This is a genomic window from Vogesella oryzagri, assembly GCF_040148885.1.
In the GTDB taxonomy this organism is placed as follows: Bacteria; Pseudomonadota; Gammaproteobacteria; order Burkholderiales; family Chromobacteriaceae; genus Vogesella; species Vogesella oryzagri.
Genome location: NZ_JBEFLD010000011.1, coordinates 114,157 through 133,052 on the forward strand (window position 1 = coordinate 114,157; position 18,896 = coordinate 133,052).

The following is an 18,896-nucleotide window of genomic DNA, read 5'->3' on the forward strand; positions in this document are numbered from 1 at the left end:
CCGGCGGCAAGGTTGGACCACAGGAAACCAGCAACTGCAATGCCTGCCCGCGCGGCGGGCCGAACCCTTTTTTTGGAATGCCAACCATGACCATCAAACTGAAATTGCTGTGTTTCACCATTCTTGCCCTGCTGGCGGCGCTGGTGCCCAGCCTGGTGGGTCTGCAGGCGCTGCGTGCCGCCGATGCCAAGCTGGATGTGGTGAATGAACGCCTGATCCCGCGCCTTGGGCTGGTGGCGAATATCCGCAGCACGTTCAAGGATCTGCGCATCGACGACATCCTGCAGGTGTACGAGCAGGACCGCGGTTTTCAGCTGCAGGCGCGGCTGCGCAACCGCGAGACCGGGCAGAAGCTGCGGCAGCTGCTCGGGCAGTTGAAGGCGCAGCTGCGGCATCCGGAGGACCTGGCCCATGTGCAGCGCTTTGAAACGCTGTACGAGCAGTACCAGCTGTTGCTGGACCGGGTGCACGCAGTACGGGTGGCACCGGGGGCGACGGTGGCGCAGATGTCGGCGGTAGCCGAGCCGTGGCGGGTGGCCGGCACCGAGCTGGGGGCGTCGGTCACCGCCATCGTCAATGACGTGCTGGAGGAGGGCAAGCACAACCAGGCGCTGGCAGCAGCCGAAATGGCGACGGCGAAGTGGATCTTCGCCGCCTCGCTGTTGCTGTCGATGGTGCTGCTGTTTGGTTGCGGCTGGCTGATCCTGCGCAGCATCAACCGCCCGGTGCAGTCGGCGGTGTTGGCGGTGCGCGGTATTTCCGACCGCCAGGACCTGTCGCAGCGCGTGGCGGTGCACAAGAATGACGAGATCGGCGGCCTGCTGCAGGCGTTCAATCATCTGCTGGGCAAAATGCGCGATTCCATTCACCAGATCGGCCACCATTCGCACGCCGTCACCATCGCGGCGGAAGACCTGAGCGTGGCATCTGACCAGGTCAAGAGCGGCGCCCAGCATGCCAGCGTGTCGGCGGCGGAAATGGCCTCGGCGATCGAGGAAGTCACCAGCAGCATCGGCCATATCGCCGCCCGCACGCGCGATGCCGACCGCCTGGCGGTGGCCTCCGGCCAGCAGGTGGCGCAGAGCGAGCTGATGATCCGCGACACGGTGGCGGAGATCGAAGGCATTGCCGCTGCGGTGAATGACACCGCGTGCTATGTGACCGAGCTGCAAAACCGCACCGAATCGATAGGCTCGGTGGTGAATGTGATCGGCGATATCGCCGACCAGATCAATCTGCTGGCGCTGAATGCCGCCATCGAGGCGGCGCGTGCCGGCGAGTTTGGTCGCGGCTTCGCGGTGGTGGCGGACGAAGTGCGCAAGCTGGCCGAGCGCACCACGACCTCGACCGGGCAGATCCACGCCACGGTGGCCAGCATCCGCGATGGCTCCAGCGCCACCGTGCATCTGATCGGCGATGTGGTTGGCCGCGTGGAACACGGCGTGGCACGCGTGCGCGAGGCGGGAACCGCTATTGGCCAGCTGCGCACGCTGGCCGGGCAGGTGGGACAGCAGGTGGCGGAGATCGCGACGGCGATCCACGAGCAGAGCGAGGCCAGCGGGCGCATTTCGCAGAAAGTGGAAAGCATCGCCCAGATCGCCGAGGAGAGCAGTGCTGCGGCGCAGAGCACGGCGCAGAACGCGCTGCGACTGCATGAACTGGCGCAGAACATGCGCCGCGACGTGGCCTGCTACACCACCTGAGATGGCGCCGTGGCGGCGGTGGTGTAGCTGCTGCCGTCTGCTGCGGCTGACATGGTAATTTTCTTACATGAAACTTACAGTGTTTTGCCGTGCTGCAAACTGGTGCGGCCAACGTTGTCGCCACTTTCATTTGTCAAGCTATTGAAAAATAAAATGAAAGTTACGAGTGCTGCGCAATTTTGGTGAAAGTGATGCGTAAGAATGGTGAAAGCAATCGAGTACAAGCGACATTGAAATTAGACTAGCGCTCCTTTGCCCAACAACACAGGGAGCACTCGTAACATGCAAGCGCATGTCGATACGCAAAACCACGGCAAATCCTTGACCGTTCTGACGTCGCTGTTCTTTATGTGGGGTCTGATTACCTCGCTCAACGACATCCTGATTCCGCACCTGAGAGGGGTGTTTGCGCTGAGCTATGTTCAGGCCGCACTCATCCAGTTCAGCTTTTTCACCGCCTATTTCATCGTGTCACTGCCGGCCGGCCGCCTGGTGCAGGCGCTGGGTTACCAGCGCGGCATCGTGGTGGGGCTGTCCATCGCCGGCGCCGGCTGCCTGCTGTTCTATCCGGCTGCGGCCAAGCTGTCGTATGCCGCATTTCTGGGCGCGCTGTTCGTGCTGGCGGCCGGCATCACCATTCTGCAGGTGGCGGCCAACCCCTACGTCACCCGTCTGGGGCCGGCACGTACCGCTTCCAGCCGCTTGAACCTGACCCAGGCGTTCAACTCGCTGGGCACCACGCTGGCGCCGCTGCTGGGTTCGCTGCTGATCCTCGGCGCCACTGCCGGGGCCGGGGCGGCCAAGGCGGTGCAGCTGCCCTACCTGGGACTGGCGGCAGCGTTGTTCATCATTGCCGCGGTGTTTGCCCGCTTGCGCCTGCCGGAGGTGCATGACAAGACCGTCGCCGAGCACGGCATGAAGAGCGTGCTGCGCCATCGCCATCTGGTGCTGGGTGCCATCGGCATCTTTGTCTACGTGGGCGGCGAGGTCGGTATCGGCAGTTTTCTGGTCAGCCTGATGGAACAGCCGGACATCGGCGGTCTGAGCCAGGCCGCAGCTGGTAAGCTGCTGGCGCTGTACTGGGGCGGTGCTATGGTTGGCCGCTTCATTGGCAGTGCGGTGATGCGCCGCGTGGCTGCCAACAAGGTGCTGGCGTGCAACGCGCTGCTGTCGGTGCTGCTGATCGCGCTGGCCATCGTGGCCGGCGGCAAGCTGGCGATGTACAGCCTGCTGGCGGTGGGGCTGTGCAATTCCATCATGTTCCCCACCATCTTCTCGCTGGCGCTAAACGGCCTGGGCCGCGATACCGGCGCCGGTTCCGGCGTGCTGTGCATGGCGATTGTCGGCGGGGCGCTGCTGCCGCTGCTGCAGGCCGGGGTGGCCGACGGTATCGGTCTGCTGGCCTCGTTCGGTGTGCCGCTGCTGTGCTATCTGTTCATCCTGTTCTACGGTGCTGCCGGCTACAAACCGCGCCACGCCTGAGTCTGACCCTCGCGGCCCTGCCGCGCGCCACATGCCGCCACCCGCCCGGGGGCGGCATTTTTCATGGCCGGCAGCGGCTGATGCCCTCCGCATGGCTAGCCGCGGCTAATCCTTTCGAGCTAGTTCGTCTTCCCCCGTCTGCCCGCCTGGCGTGCCACCTGTGGCGAATGGGCGCGTTTGCCTTGCCCGCCTAAGCTTACCAGCGTGACCACAGGTATCCGCAGCTGCAATGCGGCCAACCTTTGCGGGCCGCCAGGCGGCAAACATTCGGAGGCAAAATGAGCCACTTTCTCGACAGACTGAATTTTTTGGGCAAGGTGAAATCCACCTTCGCCGATGGCCACGGTGCGGTGGTAAAAGAAGACCGCAAGTGGGAAGACGGGTATCGCCAGCGCTGGCAGCATGACAAGATTGTCCGCTCCACCCACGGGGTGAACTGCACCGGCTCCTGTAGCTGGAAGGTGTATGTGAAGAACGGCCTGATTACCTGGGAAACCCAGCAGACCGACTACCCGCGCACCCGTCCCGACCTGCCGAACCACGAGCCGCGCGGCTGCCCGCGTGGTGCTTCCTATAGCTGGTATGTGTATTCCGCCCAGCGCGTGAAATACCCGATGGTGCGTGGCCGCCTGATGAAGCTGTGGCGCGAAGCGCGCAAGAGCATGGGCGCCATCGAAGCCTGGGAACAGATCAGCCAGAACCCGGAAACCGCCAAGCAGTACAAATCCAAGCGTGGCCAAGGCGGCTTCGTGCGTGCCAGCTGGGATGAAGTCAACGAAATCATCGCTGCGGCCAACGCCTTCACCATCAAGAACTACGGCCCGGACCGCGTGGTGGGCTTCTCGCCGATTCCGGCCATGTCCATGGTGTCCTACGCTGCCGGTAGCCGCTACCTGAGCCTGATCGGTGGCGTGCCGCTGTCGTTCTACGACTGGTACTGCGACTTGCCGCCGGCCAGCCCGCAGATCTGGGGCGAACAGACCGACGTCGCCGAATCGGCCGACTGGTACAACTCCAACTACCTGATGGTGTGGGGTTCCAACATCCCGATGACACGGACCCCGGACGCCCACTTCTATACCGAAGTGCGCTACAAGGGCACCAAGACCGTGGCGGTATCATCCGACTTTGGCGAAATGGCCAAGTTCGGCGACATCTGGCTGGCGCCGAAGCAGGGTACCGATGCCGCGCTGGCAATGGCGATGGGCCATGTGATCTTCAAGGAATTCCACCTCGACAAGCCGTCGGAGTACTTCACCGGTTACATCCGCCAGTACACCGACATGCCGATGCTGGTGACGCTGAAGAAAGACGGCGGTCGCTACATTCCGGATTACTTCCTGCGCGCTTCCAACCTGGCGGCCAACCTGGGCGAAGACAACAACCCGGAATGGAAAACCCTGGTGCTGGACGAAGCCAGCGGCGACATCGTGGCGCCGAATGGCTCGATCGGCTTCCGCTGGGGCCAGTCTGGCAAGTGGAACCTGGAAGAGAAGGATGGCCACAGCAGCCGCGAAATCAAGGCACGCCTGTCGCTGATCGACAACCGTGACGACGTGGTGGGCGTGGGCTTCCCGTACTTCGGCGCCGAGCACGACGAGCTGCTGACCCGCAATGTGCCGGTGAAGCAGGTGACCCTGGCCGATGGCAGCACCGCGCTGGTGGCGACCGTATTCGACCTGATGGCGGCCAACTACGGTATCGACCGTGGTCTGGGCGGCGGCAACGTGGCTTCCAGCTACATGGACGACGTGCCGTACACCCCGGCCTGGCAGCAGAAACACACCGGCGTGAAGCCGGAGATGGTGATCCAGGTAGCGCGCGAATTTGCGCAGAATGCCGACCAGACTCACGGTCGCTCCATGGTGATCGTTGGTGCCGCGCTGAACCACTGGTACCACATGGACATGACCTACCGCGGCATCATCAACATGCTGATGATGTGCGGCTGTATCGGCCAGAGCGGCGGTGGCTGGTGCCACTACGTCGGCCAGGAGAAACTGCGGCCGCAAACCGGCTGGGCGCCGCTGGCATTTGCTGCCGACTGGAATCGTCCGGCACGCCAGATGAACGGCACCAGCTTCTTCTACGCACACACCAGTCAGTGGCGTCATGAAAAGCTGGGCGTGAACGAGATTCTGGCCCCCACCGCCGATGGCCGCATGAGCCAGATGGCGCTGATCGACTACAACGCCAAGGCCGAACGCATGGGCTGGCTGCCGTCTACACCGCAGCTGACCACCAACCCGCTGGACGTGGTGCGCGATGCCGAAGCCGCCGGCAAGGACCCGATTGCTTACGCGGTAGAGGGTTTGAAATCCGGCAAGCTGGACATGTCCTGCAACGACCCGGACAACCCGAAGAACTTCCCGCGCAATATGTTCGTGTGGCGTTCCAACATCCTGGGTTCCTCCGGCAAGGGCCACGAATACTTCCTGAAGTACCTGCTGGGCACCCAGAACGCGGTGATGAACGACGAGGACGGCTGCATCAAGCCGACCGAAATCACCGTGCGTCCGGCGGCAGAAGGCAAGCTCGATCTGCTGGTGGTGCTGGACTTCCGCATGTCCACCACCTGCCTGTACGGCGACATCGTGTTGCCGACCGCGACCTGGTACGAGAAGGACGATCTCAACACCTCCGACATGCACCCGTTCATCCACCCGCTGTCCGAGGCCGTGCAGCCGCTGTGGCAGTCGAAGAGTGACTGGGAAATCTACAAGGGCTTCGCCAAGGCGATTTCCGAGGTCGGCGGCGACTATCTGGGTACCCGCAAGGATCTGGTGCTGACCCCGCTGATGCACGACACGCCGGAAGAGCTGGGCCAGCCGTTCGACCCGCGCGACTGGAAAAAAGGCGAGTGCGAGCCGATTCCGGGCAAAACCATGCCGAAGATGTCGGTGGTGGAGCGCGATTACACCAAGATCTACGACAAGTTCACCTCCATCGGCCCGTTGCTGGAGAAAGTGGGCAACGGCGGCAAGGGCATTGCCTGGAAAACCGGCCACGAAGTGGACATCCTGCGCGGTCTGAACAAGACCGTGGCCGACGGTGTAGCCGCTGGCCAGCCGAAGCTGGATACCGCCATCGACGCCGCCGAGATGATTCTGACCCTGGCGCCGGAAACCAACGGCCACGTGGCAGTGAAGGCATGGGACGCGCTGTCCAAGATCACCGGTCGCGACCATACCCATCTGGCCCTGCCGCGCGAGCATGACAGCATCCGCTTCCGCGACGTGCAGGCGCAGCCGCGCAAGATCATTTCCTCGCCGACCTGGTCTGGCCTGGAAAGCGAAGAAGTCAGCTACAACGCCGGCTACACCAACGTGCACGAGTACATCCCATGGCGCACCATCACCGGCCGCCAGCAGTTCTACCAGGATCACCTGTGGATGCGTTCGTTTGGTGAAGGCCTGTGCGTGTACAAGCCGGCTGTCGATCTGAAGACCACCGCTGCGGTACTGGGCAAGAAGTCGAACGGCAACACCGAGATCGTCCTCAACTTCATTACACCGCACCAGAAGTGGGGTATCCACAGTACCTACTCTGACAACCTGCGCATGCTGACGCTGTCGCGTGGCGGCCCGCACGTGTGGGTGTCCGAGATTGACGCCCGCAAGGCCGGCATCGTCGACAACGACTGGATCGAGGTGTTCAACGTCAACGGCACGCTGACGGCCCGCGCCGTGGTATCGCAGCGGGTGCCGGAAGGCATGACCCTGATGTACCACGCGCAGGAAAAAATCATCAACGTGCCGGGCGCGGAAACCAGCGGCAAGCGCGGCGGTATCCACAACTCGGTAACCCGCGCGGTGACCAAGCCCACGCACATGATCGGCGGCTACGCGCAGCTGGCCTGGGGCTTCAACTACTACGGCACCGTGGGTTCCAACCGCGACGAGTTCGTGATCGTGCGCAAGATGAAGAACGTGGACTGGCTGGACAAGCCGCTCTCGGAAGGCGTGTAAGCGCGCCGGCGGTGCCAGTGGCACCGCCATTCCCGAGCCTTCTGAGACATTAGGAGCAAGAACATGAAAATCCGTGCCCAAATCGGTATGGTGCTCAACCTCGACAAGTGCATTGGTTGCCATACCTGTTCGGTAACCTGCAAGAACGTGTGGACCAGCCGCGACGGTATCGAGTACGCCTGGTTCAACAACGTCGAGACCAAGCCAGGCATTGGCTATCCCAAGGAATGGGAAAACCAGGACAAATGGCAGGGTGGCTGGGTGCGCCGCAGCGACGGCAAGCTGGAGCCGCGCCAGGGTGGCCGGCTGAAGATTCTGGCCAATATTTTCGCCAACCCCAATCTGCCGTCCATCGACGAGTACTACGAGCCGTTCACCTACGACTACGAGCACTTGCAGAACGCGCCGGAAATGCAGACCCCGCCGACCGCGCGCCCGGTGTCGGTGCTGACCGGCAAGAAGATGGACAAGATCGAATGGGGCCCGAACTGGGAAGACGACCTGGGCGGCGAGTTCTCCAAGCGCGCCAAGGATGCGCTGTTCGAAGGCATCCAGAAGGAGATGTACTCGGCGTTCGAGAACACCTTCATGATGTACCTGCCGCGCCTGTGCGAGCACTGCCTGAACCCGGCCTGCGTCGCCAGCTGCCCGTCCGGCTCCATCTACAAGCGTGAAGACGACGGCATCGTGCTGATCGACCAGGACAAGTGCCGCGGCTGGCGCATGTGCGTGTCCGGCTGCCCGTACAAGAAGATTTACTACAACTGGACCACCGGCAAGGCCGAGAAGTGCATCTTCTGCTACCCGCGTATCGAAGCCGGTCAGCCGACGGTGTGCTCCGAGACCTGCGTTGGCCGCATCCGCTATCTGGGCGTGCTGCTGTACGACGCCGACAAGATCGAAGCCGCTGCCAGCGTGGAAGATCCGAAGAGCCTGTACGAGGCGCAGCTGGGCGTATTCCTGGATCCGAACGCACCGGACATCATCGCCGAAGCCAAGAAACAGGGCATCCCGGATGCCTGGCTGACCGCCGCGCAGAAGTCGCCGGTGTACAAGATGGCCATGGAATGGAAAGTGGCGTTCCCGCTGCACCCGGAATACCGCACGCTGCCGATGGTGTGGTACATCCCGCCGCTGTCGCCGATCCAGTCCGCGCTGGAAAACGGCCTGATTGGTGAGAACGGGATCATCCCGGACGTGAAAGACCTGCGCATTCCGATCCGCTATCTGGCCAACCTGCTGACTGCCGGCAAGGAAGAGCCGGTGGTAAAAGCGCTGGAAACCATGGTGGCCATGCGTCGCTACATGCGCAGCAAGAGCGTGGACAAGGTGGTGAACGAGGCCACGCTGAAAGGCACGCATCTGAATGGCGCGCAGGTGGAGGAGATGTACCAGGTGATGGCGATCGCCAATTACGAAGACCGCTTCGTGATTCCGTCCAGCCACAAGGAAATGGTGGAAGACACCTTCGACGACAAGGCCAGCTGTGGCTTTACCTTCGGTAACGGCTGCTCCGGCGGTACCTCCGATCACAGCCTGTTCGGCAAGAAGAAGGCATCCCCCATTGTGTTCCACGACATGCGCCGCGACCGCAAGGCCAACGCCGGAGAGTGAGCATCATGCATAACCCGATGATCTATCGTGCACTGGCGGCGCTGCTGGGTTACCCGCAGCAGGATCTGCTGGATGCGCTGCCGGAAATCCGCGAGGTACTGGCCGGCGACGAAGACGTGGTGCGCGGTGTCGAGCCGCTGCTGCAGCAGCTGGCCGCGACCGAGCTGCTGGAGCTGCAGCAGAACTACGTGCAGGTGTTCGACCGCAGTCCGTCGCACTCGCTGCACCTGTTCGAGCACATCCACGGCGAGGACCGCGCCCGCGGTCAGGCGATGGTGGACCTGATGGAGGAGTACAAGGCGCACGGCTTCGAACCGGTCTGCGAAGAGCTGCCGGACTATGTGCCGCTGTTCCTGGAGTTCCTGTCGCTGTGCGAGGCGGAGGAAGCCAATCGCCTGCTGGGCGATGCGGTGCACGTGCTGGCCCATGTGGGCAAGAAGCTGGCTGACAGTGGCAGCCACTACGCCGGGGTGCTGGATGCGCTGGTGTGGCTGTCGCCGGTGACGCCAGAGCCGCTGACTGTGCCGCCGATCCGCGACATGGACGAGGCGCTGGAGACCTTCGGCCCGGGCATCGACGGCGTGGAACCGCTGCTGAAGCCAACCCTGCCGCAGATCGCCCCGGTCAACTTCTATCCCAAGGGTAGCGGCCCGGCCGCCTGCCATTAATCCGCTGCGGCCAACGTCAGCCAGGGCGGGAGGCGGTAACGCCCGCCCAGGTTGGCCGCAACAAGGAGAAAGACATGGACTACTTGCATCAATTCGTTTTCGGGATCTACCCGTATATCGCGCTGGCGATCTTTATCCTGGGTAGCCTGGTGCGCTTCGAGCGCGAACAGTACAGCTGGAAGAGCGAGTCCAGCCAGCTGCTGCACCGCGGCAGCCTGCGCCTGGGCAACATCCTGTTCCACCTTGGCATCATCGGCCTGTTCTTCGGCCACGCCGTGGGTCTGCTGACCCCGGTGGCGGTGTGGGACGCGCTGGGTGTGACCCACAGCTTCAAGCAGGTGTTCGCTATGACTGCCGGCGGCATTATGGGCACGCTGTGCCTGATCGGCGTGCTGCTGTTGCTGCATCGCCGCTTCAGCAGCGATCGCCTGGCCGCCAACACCACTTGGCGCGACAAGCTGGTGCTGCTGTGGATTCTGGCTACCTTGCTGCTGGGTCTGTCCACCATCGTGGTGTCCGCTCAGCATCTGGACGGCCATGAAATGGTGTTGCTGATGACCTGGGCGCAGCATGTGATCACCTTCCGCGGTGATGCCGACCAGTTCATCGTGACTGCCTCGCCGATCTTCAAGCTGCACCTGTTCATGGGCATGAGCTTGTTCCTGATCTTCCCGTTCACCCGTTTGGTGCACGTATGGAGCGGTTTTGGTGCAGTGACCTATCTGGGTCGCGCTTGGCAGCTGGTGCGCCCGCGCGGTTGATTGGCGCCGGGTAACAGACAAAAGGCCATGCCGTGGTGGCATGGCCTTTTTTGTCATCTAATTTGCGCTGCAACAACAAGGGGGCACGCTGTTTGCATTAAATTTTCGATAAAAAGCGGAAATGCCACCTAAAACCATAATCATGGCATTCAAGACAACCCCCTGTGTTCTGGAGCCCACCATGCTTTCCCGACTCAATCTAGGCCCCAAGCTGCTTTTGTTGGTGCTGCCATTCGCTGCGATGACCTTCATCCTGGCCGGCGTGTTTTCCTATCAGCAATACGTTTCCCTGCACGAGATGCGCGCCGCCCGCCAGCTGGTGGACGTTGCTACGCTGTCGTCCGAGCTGATCGACAGCTTGCAGGCCGAGCGTGGCCTGACCAACGGTTATCTCAGCGGGCAGGGCGCCGTACCGGAGGCACTCACCAGCGCGCGCGGCAAGAGCGATGCCGCCTTGCAGGCATTCACCGCCCAGGCCGGCGAGCATGACGGCAAGGTCGGCAGCCTGGCCACCGATGCGGCGGCCTCGGTGCAATCCCTGTTGGGCAAGCGTGGCAGCATCGATGGTCGCAGCCTGCCGGCGCCGGAAGTATTTGCTGATTTCACCCGCAGCATCGAACGCCTGACCACCATTGCCGCCGCGCTGCAGACTGCCAGCGATGACGATAATGTGCTGCGCTATGGCACCGCCTTGTCCAATCTGTTGTGCGTCAAAGAGCTGGCCGGCCGCGAACGCGGCTTTGTCAACGGCGTGTTGGCGGGCGGCAGTTTCGATCAGCCCAAGTTTGCGCAGGCCAAGTCGCTACAGGCACAACAGGATGCCTGCCTGAACCAGCTGCAGTTGCTGGCGCCGCAAGCGCTGCTGGCCGTGCTGCAGCCGTCGCTCACCGCGCCGGAAGTGAGTGCGGTGCAGGCCTTGCGTGACAGCGTATATGGCACCCCGCTGGGCAGCCCGGTGAGCATCACGCCGCAACAATGGTTTGCCGGTACCTCGGCGCGCATTGCCAAACTGAAAGCCGCGCAGGAAGCGCTGCTGGCCGACTTGCACCACAACGTGGATACCCAGGTCAGCCATGCCGGCACCAGCATGGCGCTGACCCTGGGCGGCACCGCGGCCATGACCCTGCTGTTGCTGATCGGCGGTTTTGCCGTCTATCGCAGCATCCGCCGCCCGGTATTGCAGCTGGAAAGCATGATGTCGCAGATGAGCCAGAATCTGGACCTGGGGGTGCGCGCGCACCTGGCCGGCGATGATGAAATCGCCCGCATGGGCCGGGCGCTGGATGCGCTGGTGGATGCTTTTGCCAGCACCCTGAAAGTCGTCAAGGTGAATGCCCACCAGCTGCAACGGGCCGCAGGTGCCTTGCAAGGCGTGTCCGAGCGTGCTGCGGGTGCGGCCGAGGCGCAGAGCAGTTCCTCGACCCAGATTGCCGCGGCCGTCGAAGAAATGTCGGCCGGCATTGCCGCCGTCAGCGACAACACCCAGCAGAACCTGCAGGTGGCGCGCGACATGCAGCAGGGGGTGCGCGGCGGCCGTGAGCGCATGCACGCCACCACCCAGGCGATTCAGGGCACCGCGGCCACCGTGGACGAGGCCGGCGCCATGATCATTTCGCTGGCGGAAAAATCGCAGAACATCCGCCAGATCATCACCGCCATTCGCGAGATTGCCGACCAGACCAACCTGCTGGCGCTTAACGCCGCCATCGAGGCGGCCCGCGCCGGCGAAATGGGCCGCGGCTTTGCCGTGGTGGCCGATGAAGTGCGCAAGCTGGCCGAGCGCACCGGCAAGGAAACCGTGGAAATTGCCCAGCTGATCGAGGTGATTACCGGCGAGACCCAGAGTGCCGCCAGCCGCATGCAGGTGGCGCGAGGGCAGATGGACGAAGGTCTGACGCTGGTGGCGGATACCTTGCGTGAACTGGACGGCATCCATGACGAGGCCGAACAGACCGCTGCCAAGAGTCAGGACACGGCAGTGGCGATGCAGCAGCAGACAGCGGCCAGTAGCGAAGTGGCGGTCAATATCAGCCGCATTGCGGCCTTGGCGGAGGACAACGCCACCATCGTGCAGGAAGCTGCCGAGCTGTCCGAGCAGCTCAACCGCACCTCGGGGGAGCTGGTGCAGCAGGTGGATCGCTTCAAGCACACCTCCGCTTAAAGCGCCACAGCGCATGTCAACCAACGGCCACCCTCGGGTGGCCGTGCTGCTTCATGGCCGGCAAGGTTGGCCGCATGGCCCACCCTGCGCCGTGGCGGTTAATGCGGCTTGGCGTACTTGGCGACGCCGGTGACGTCGATCAGCACGCAGCGCTGGTCGCCCACCACCCAGGCATCGTGGCCGGGCGGCATGTAGAAGGCATCGCCCGGACCGAATTCCATCTGCGTGCCATCGTCCATTTTCACCACCAGCCGGCCTTCCAGCACCACGCCGGTGTGCGCGGCCTGGCAGGAGTCGGTGCCGGCCAGCGGTTTGACATGTTCGCTCCAGCGCCAGCCCGGCTCGAACTCGCCGCGACCCATGGTCATATTGCCCAGCGTGACCACCGCCAGTCTGCCCATATTGTCCTTGAACGGGCGGAGTTCATCCGGCGCGCTCAGGGCCTTCTTTTCCATCTGCTGTGACATTGCAGCATCCTCCATGACGTAGCCCTTGGAGAGAAAACGGCGGCGGGCTAAGAGGGTGTAGTAGCCGGTGCTACATGGCATAACCGCGGCATGCTGCCGCCGGCGCATGCGCGCTGCGGGGCAGTGCCGGGGTGGCCGGATGTCCGCCAAGCGATTCACGGGAATCGAACTGACTCGTTGCTTAGGCTCGCGCAGGGAGCTGTGATCCGTGTTGGAATCGGATCATTCACTATAGTGGATCGCTTCCGCCGGTACGTCGGACTGGCGGCAAATACAACGGCCACCCGTGGGTGGCCGTGTGGTGGGGGATGCGGCCAACCCTGGCCGCCGGGATTGGCTTAGCCGACGAACTCCACCGGCACGAAGTAGCTGCGGCCGGTGCGGGTCAGCAGCACTTGCGGCTGGCCTTCCACCACGCTGCGGAAGGCGCGCGGCAGGCGTTTCCAGTCACGGAACATCATCTTGATTGCTTCGTTGTCTTGCTGGCTCATGTTCATCTCCTTGCCATCAGTCCACGGCGTGGATCACGTTGGTCACGACACCCCAGATAAAGAAACTGGCGCCTTCGGGCACATCGATCGGTTTGAAGTCCGGATTTTCCGGCAGTAGGCGGATGCGGCCGGCAGAGCGCTCCAGCCGCTTCACCGTCAGCTCGTCGTTAATCACCGCCACCACCACCTTGCCATTGCGCGGCTCCAGCGAGCGGTCCACCACCAGCATGTCGCCATCGTGAATGCCGGCGTTGATCATCGAATCGCCTTTTACCGTCACCAGAAAGGTGGATGCGGGCTTGCGCACCAGGTGCTGGTTCAGGTCGATGTCGGCTTCTTTCAGGTCGTCGCCCGGCACGGGAGAGCCAGCGGGTACCCGGCTGGCGAACAGCGGCAGCGACAGGTTCTGCAGCGCTTCGCCCAGCAGCGAGATGTCACCGGCGTCGTTGTGGCGCAAGCTGCGCAGGGTGCGGTATTCGTCCAGCCAGCTTTCCAGCAGCGGCTTGAGTGGTTCCGGTACCCGCATGGCGACAGTCTTGTCGCCGCCGAAGCGTGATTTGCGGCCGGCACCTTCGCGTTTTCCACCTTGTGTCATGGCGTCCTCCTGATGATTTGATTCTGTACGAATTCAAATAACAAGGCAAGCCAATGTGTGGTTTTGCGGGGGAGGGGTGTGGTGTTTTTGGCAGTGCCCTGACAGATCAGCAGCTTGTGGCTGCTGGTGGCACCGGGGGGGGGGGCCTGGGGCCGCGTGCCCGCGGGTATGGCGCGCTACGGCCATGTCGCGCCGGCGGTGCGGACGCGGCGCTCAGTCCGGCTTGCGGCCAACTACCTGCAGCACGGCGGCCATGCCAGTGTGCAGGCGGCCTTCGATCACTTCGCGTTGCAGTTCGACAAAATGCAGCAGCTCAAGGCCAGTCAGCTCGGCGCGCAGGGTGTCCGGCTCCAGCAGCAGATCGGTTTCCTTGGGGCCGCCGGTGCCGAAGGCCAGTTGCCGCGGCGTGTACCCTTCCATGATCAACAGCCCGCCGGGCTTGAGCGCCTGCACCGCCCTGGCCAGCACCTGCCGGCGCAGCGCGGACGGCAAGTGGCAGAACACCGAGATGATGGCATCCCACTGCTTGTGGCCCAGCTCGTAGTCGCCCAGGTCGGCCAGCGTGGCGGTGATGGCCAGGTTGGCCGCCGCCGCGCGCTGCAGCAGTTTGGCCAGCCCGGTCCACGCCGCGTCCACCGCCGTCAGCTGATGGCCCAACCCGGCCAGGTACACCGCGTTGCGGCCTTCACCTTCGCCCAGGCTCAGAATCCGGCTGCCGGGCGACAGGCGTCCGGCTTGTTCGCGCAGGAAGTCGTTGGCGGCATCGCCATAGGCATAGTCGGGGCCGGCAAAACGCGGGGTCCAGAAATCGGCGGCGTCGCTCATGTGCTGTCCTTGGTGGCGCCGGTGCCGGTGGGCAAGCGGCGGGTGATGACGTGGCTTACTTGTCTTCGGCGGCCAGCTCGGCGGCGATGCGGGCGCGGATGGCGGCAAAGAAGTGGTGGATCTTGGGTACGGCATCGCCGATCTGGGCCAGCCACTCGTCCTTCTGCTCGCGGCTGGCACCGTCCAGGAACGGACGCATCTCCGGGTCCGGGTGGCGCTCGAACGCCAGTGCCAGGATCGGTGCCAGCGCCGGGGCGGCATCGGCATCGTCGAACAGCAGGTTCCAGTCTTCGTGCATCAGCTGCATGCCATCGTAGAAGCCTTCTGCCCAGTCATTGCCGTGCACTTCGCCGGCGGCATCGGCGGTGAGCCACGGGGCAAAGTCGCGCTTGCGCTGCAGGGTGTGGGCGATGTCGTGCCAGTGGCCGCTGACCAGGTGGGCAAACTGCTCGATGGCCTTGGGGCTGCTGAACGCGTCTTCGTCATCGAAGGCGCTGCCCAGGATCAGCGGCAGGCATTCTTCCGGCGGCAGCGGGTCCGGGCCGGACAACAGCGCGGCAAAGAAACCGTCCAGCCGCTCCAGGCTCATGGCGCCCTGGGCAGCAAAGCGTTGCAGGGTGTCTTCCAGGCGCTGGTAATCCTGGTCGCTGAGCGGGGCGTGTTTCATATCGGCAATCCGGCTAGGGGGTAAGCCGGGCATTATCCGCTAAAATTGCCGGCTTGCGCCCGCGCTGCGGGTTTTGTGATGGAGAGAATGTGTCCGCTGCCGATTGTCCGCTACCGCCGCGCGACGGTGTCCACGCCAGTTGCGTGGTATTGCCGCAGGAAGACTGGCCCAGCTTGCTGGCCTATCTGCGCCAGCGCTTTGCCCATGTCGCCGACAGCTGGCAGTACAAGTTGGCCGCAGGCGAGGTGTGGGATGCCTGCGGCCAACCTTTGGCGCCGACCGCGCCGTACCGGCCGGGGCAGCGCCTCTGGTACTTCCGCAGCGTGGACGACGAGCCGGTGGTGCCGTTCGACATCGACATCCTGTACCGCGACGCGCGTCTGCTGGTGGTGGACAAGCCGCATTTCCTGGCCTGCGTGCCCGGCGGCCGCCATCTGCGCGAGACCGTGCTGACCCGTTTGCGGCGTGACCCGGCGCTGGCGGCGGCATCGCCCATCCACCGGCTGGACCGCGAAACCGCCGGCGTGATGCTGTTCTGCCTCGACCCGGCGGCGCGTGGCGCCTACCAGCGGCTGTTCGAGGCGCGGGCGGTGTACAAGTGTTACGAGGCGATCGCGCCGTACCGCGCCGATCTCGCGCTGCCATTGCAGCACCGCAGCCGGCTGCAGGAGCTGCCGGGCGGTTTCGTGATGCGCGAGGTGGCCGGCGAACCGAACAGCGACACGCTGATCGAACTGCTGCAGCGCCGCGGCGACTGGGCGCAGTACCGGCTGACGCCGGGCAGCGGCAAGAAGCACCAGCTGCGCGCCCACCTGGCGGCGCTGGGCATCGCCATCGCCAACGACCCGTGGTACCCGGATTTTCGCAATGACAAGGCGGCGTACGATTTCTCCCGCCCGCTGGCACTGCTGGCGCGGCGCATCGCCTTTACCGACCCGATAGATGGCAGCGAGCGGGTGTTCGACAGCCGGCGCCAGCTGGCATGGCCCGACGAGGCATCCGCATGCGCGTGAGCAATGCGTGGCCCAATCGCGTGGCCGCCTAAGATTTTTACCGCCCGGCCACCGTGCCGGGTAAGCAGGGAGTAAGTGATGTTGCAACTGACAGGCCCGGCCACGCTGGGCGGGCTGCTGCTGGCCGGCGGCGAAGGGCGGCGCATGGGCGGGGTGGACAAGGGGCAACAGCTGCTGTGCGGCCAACCTTTGGCCGTGCACGTGCTGACGCGGCTGGCGCCGCAGCTGGGCTGGCTGGCGATCAGCGCCAACCGCAGCCTGGATGCCTACCGCACGCTGGGTCTGCCGGTATGGCCGGACGATGCCGCCTGGCAGGGCATGGGACCGCTGGCGGCGCTGGCCACGGCGGCAGCGCTGCTGCCGCCCACCATCACGCAGCTGCAGCTGGTGCCATGCGACACCCCGGATCTGCCGGCCACGCTGAGCGTAACGTTGGCCGCAGCGCTGGCGGCCAGCGGCGCCGACATCGCGCTGCCGCGCACGCCACAAGGGCCGCAGCCGGCCTGCCTGCTGCTGCGGGTAGGCGTGCTGGCCAGCGTGGCGCCGTATCTGCTTGGCGGCCAGCGCAGCATCCGTGGTTGGCTGGCCACGCAGCGGGTGGTGGAGGTGCCGTTTGCCGACGCCACGGCGTTTGCCAATGCCAACGATCCGGCAACGTTGGCCGCACTGGCGGCCGGCCGCGCGCCGGCAGCCTAGGGCTGGCCGATGCGCCTGCGGCTGGGCTACACTGCGGCACGGGAGATGGCATGCCTCCCTGTAACCGCCCTTGGGGCTGATGATGCCTGCACGATGTCCCGGTTGGCGGGGCGCTGCAGTCGCGTCCATTGCTCCACCAGTCCGGGCCTTGTTGCCTGACTCTGTCGAAACCGGACTGACATGACCCAACACCTGCACCCCGATCCCGTTCCGCTGTTGCCCTACATCGGCAAGTGGCTGCTGCTGTCCGCCGCGGTGGCCGCGCTGGCCGGCAGCGCGTCGTCCTTGTTCCTGTTCGCCCTCGACTGGGCCACCGCCACCCGCGAGGCCACACGCTGGCTGCTGTGGCTGCTGCCGCTGGCCGGCTTCGGCGTCGGCTGGTTGTATCTGCGCTACGGCCAGCAGGTAGAGGCTGGCAACAATTTGCTGATCGACGAAATCCACGACCCGAAAAAAGTGATCCCGTTGCGCATGGCGCCGCTGGTGCTGGGGGGGACTGTCATCTCGCACCTGTTCGGCGCTTCGGTGGGGCGCGAGGGTACCGCGGTGCAAATGGGCGGCGCGCTGGCCGACCAGCTCACCCGCCTGTGCCGGCTGCAGCACGAGGACCGCCGCATCATCCTGATGGCCGGCATCAGCGCCGGCTTCGCCTCGGTATTCGGCACCCCGCTGGCCGGCGCGGTGTTCGGGCTGGAGGTGCTGGCCATTGGCCGCCTGCGCTACGACGCCATCCTGCCGTGCATGCTGGCGGCGATCCTGGCCGACCAGGTCAGCCTGCTGTGGGGCGTGCAGCACAGCCACTACCTGGTGCCGCACATCCCGCCGGTATCGGCCTGGGGGCTGGCTGCCATGCTGCTGGCCGGCGCGGTGTTCGGCCTGGCCGGCAAGCTGTTTGCCGATGCCACCCACGCGCTGTCGGCGCGAATGAAACGCTGGATCGGCTATGCGCCGCTGCGGCCGCTGGCCGGCGGCCTGCTGCTGGCGGTGCTGGCCTGGAGTTTGCCGCTGGATCGTTATCTGGGGCTGGGCATTCCCACCATCGTCGAGGCGTTCCAGCAGCCGCTGGCGCCGTACGACTTCGCCGCCAAACTGGCGCTGACGGTGCTGTCGCTAGGCAGCGGCTTCAAAGGCGGGGAGGTGACGCCGTTGTTCTACATCGGCGCCACGCTGGGCAATGCGCTGGCGCCACTGCTGCAGCTGCCGTTGCCGCTGCTGGCCGGTGTCGGCTTTGTGGCGGTGTTTGCCGGTGCGGCCAACACCCCGCTGGCCTCCACGCTGATGGCGATGGAGCTGTTCGGCAGCGACATCGGCATCTACGCCGCGCTGGCCTGCGTGGTGAGCTATCTGTGCTCCGGCCATTCCGGCATCTACAAGGCGCAGCGGCTGGGGCAGGGCAAGCATCGCCCGCTGCCGGAAGGCATGACGCTGGGCGACCTCTCCGGCCGCCGCCCGCCACCGCAGCCTTGAGCGGCTGGCCGTGGCGTCAGTCTCGGCCAGTAACTGCTTCTTTATCCGGCTGCGCCAGTCGTGCGCGGCCAGCTGGCAGATGACTTTGCGATTTCTTGTCGTAAATCAACAAGTGCTCGTCTGCTGCAAGCTATCGACCCCGGGCCAAGTCGCCAAGAATGTCCCCATCCTGGCACTTAGACACGGATACGTCCATGGCAAACCGTTACTCCTTCTGGAGCCTGCTCAAACACGGGCTCAAACATCACGAAACCTGGCAACCGGCCTGGCGTACACCGCAGCTCAAGCCACGTTACGACGTGATCATCATCGGCGGTG

General features: G+C 64.4%; 15 protein-coding genes and 1 riboswitch. Of the genes, 10 read left to right on the forward strand and 5 right to left on the reverse strand.

Translation table 11 applies throughout. The annotated features are described in order from the left end of the window. The first annotated feature begins 86 nt into the window (after positions 1–86). The 7 genes from ABNW52_RS18150 to ABNW52_RS18180 all read left to right on the forward strand — a co-directional run bounded on the left by ABNW52_RS18150 (position 87) and on the right by ABNW52_RS18180 (position 12,357). Complete coding sequence (locus ABNW52_RS18150) at positions 87–1,703, forward strand: methyl-accepting chemotaxis protein (RefSeq protein ID WP_349590979.1); 1,617 nt, start codon at positions 87–89, stop codon at positions 1,701–1,703. Between the two features lie 282 nt (positions 1,704–1,985). After that, on the forward strand, positions 1,986–3,185 hold the full coding sequence (locus ABNW52_RS18155) for a sugar MFS transporter (protein WP_349590982.1): 1,200 nt from the start codon (positions 1,986–1,988) through the stop codon (positions 3,183–3,185). A 278-nt stretch (positions 3,186–3,463) separates the two neighbouring features. Beyond that, on the forward strand, positions 3,464–7,153 hold the full coding sequence (locus ABNW52_RS18160; RefSeq protein WP_349590984.1) for a nitrate reductase subunit alpha: 3,690 nt from the start codon (positions 3,464–3,466) through the stop codon (positions 7,151–7,153). Positions 7,154–7,216: 63 nt separating this feature from the next. Further along, on the forward strand, positions 7,217–8,767 hold the full coding sequence (narH, locus tag ABNW52_RS18165) for a nitrate reductase subunit beta (RefSeq protein ID WP_349590987.1): 1,551 nt from the start codon (positions 7,217–7,219) through the stop codon (positions 8,765–8,767). A gap of 5 nt (positions 8,768–8,772) precedes the next feature. Next, positions 8,773–9,435 carry a nitrate reductase molybdenum cofactor assembly chaperone gene (gene narJ / locus ABNW52_RS18170; protein ID WP_349590989.1) on the forward strand — a complete coding sequence of 221 codons (663 nt, stop codon included), beginning with the start codon at positions 8,773–8,775 and terminating at the stop codon, positions 9,433–9,435. 74 nt (positions 9,436–9,509) lie between these two features. After that, on the forward strand, positions 9,510–10,196 hold the full coding sequence (gene narI / locus ABNW52_RS18175) for a respiratory nitrate reductase subunit gamma (RefSeq protein WP_349590990.1): 687 nt from the start codon (positions 9,510–9,512) through the stop codon (positions 10,194–10,196). A gap of 181 nt (positions 10,197–10,377) precedes the next feature. After that, positions 10,378–12,357: a methyl-accepting chemotaxis protein gene (locus ABNW52_RS18180; protein ID WP_349590993.1), complete on the forward strand. Its 1,980-nt coding sequence runs from the start codon at positions 10,378–10,380 to the stop codon at positions 12,355–12,357. Positions 12,358–12,455: 98 nt separating this feature from the next. Here ABNW52_RS18180 and ABNW52_RS18185 read toward each other — a convergent pair whose 3' ends face one another. The 5 genes from ABNW52_RS18185 to ABNW52_RS18205 all read right to left on the reverse strand — a co-directional run bounded on the left by ABNW52_RS18185 (position 12,456) and on the right by ABNW52_RS18205 (position 15,402). Beyond that, entirely contained in the window at positions 12,456–12,824 is a 369-nt protein-coding gene (locus tag ABNW52_RS18185) for a cupin domain-containing protein (RefSeq protein ID WP_349590995.1), read from the reverse strand. 338 nt (positions 12,825–13,162) lie between these two features. Continuing rightward, a complete protein-coding gene (locus ABNW52_RS18190; RefSeq protein WP_349590996.1) occupies positions 13,163–13,315 on the reverse strand; it encodes a hypothetical protein in 153 nt (50 codons plus the stop codon). Positions 13,316–13,331: 16 nt separating this feature from the next. After that, entirely contained in the window at positions 13,332–13,910 is a 579-nt protein-coding gene (locus ABNW52_RS18195; protein ID WP_349590999.1) for a LexA family protein, read from the reverse strand. 213 nt (positions 13,911–14,123) lie between these two features. Next, positions 14,124–14,735, reverse strand: a complete 612-nt coding sequence (locus ABNW52_RS18200) for a class I SAM-dependent methyltransferase (RefSeq protein ID WP_349591000.1) — start codon at positions 14,733–14,735, stop codon at positions 14,124–14,126. Between the two features lie 55 nt (positions 14,736–14,790). Next, a complete protein-coding gene (locus ABNW52_RS18205) occupies positions 14,791–15,402 on the reverse strand; it encodes a UPF0149 family protein (RefSeq protein ID WP_349591002.1) in 612 nt (203 codons plus the stop codon). 89 nt (positions 15,403–15,491) lie between these two features. On the opposite strand from ABNW52_RS18205, the gene ABNW52_RS18210 reads away from it, so the two are divergent. From ABNW52_RS18210 to ABNW52_RS18220, 3 genes are all read left to right on the forward strand, one after another. After that, on the forward strand, positions 15,492–16,415 hold the full coding sequence (locus ABNW52_RS18210) for a pseudouridine synthase (RefSeq protein ID WP_349591004.1): 924 nt from the start codon (positions 15,492–15,494) through the stop codon (positions 16,413–16,415). A gap of 78 nt (positions 16,416–16,493) precedes the next feature. Continuing rightward, on the forward strand, positions 16,494–17,111 hold the full coding sequence (mobA, locus tag ABNW52_RS18215) for a molybdenum cofactor guanylyltransferase MobA (protein WP_349591006.1): 618 nt from the start codon (positions 16,494–16,496) through the stop codon (positions 17,109–17,111). A gap of 32 nt (positions 17,112–17,143) precedes the next feature. Then, positions 17,144–17,207, forward strand: a riboswitch (Fluoride riboswitch). An 84-nt stretch (positions 17,208–17,291) separates the two neighbouring features. Further along, on the forward strand, positions 17,292–18,578 hold the full coding sequence (locus tag ABNW52_RS18220; protein ID WP_349591009.1) for a voltage-gated chloride channel family protein: 1,287 nt from the start codon (positions 17,292–17,294) through the stop codon (positions 18,576–18,578). The last annotated feature ends 318 nt before the right edge of the window (positions 18,579–18,896 follow it).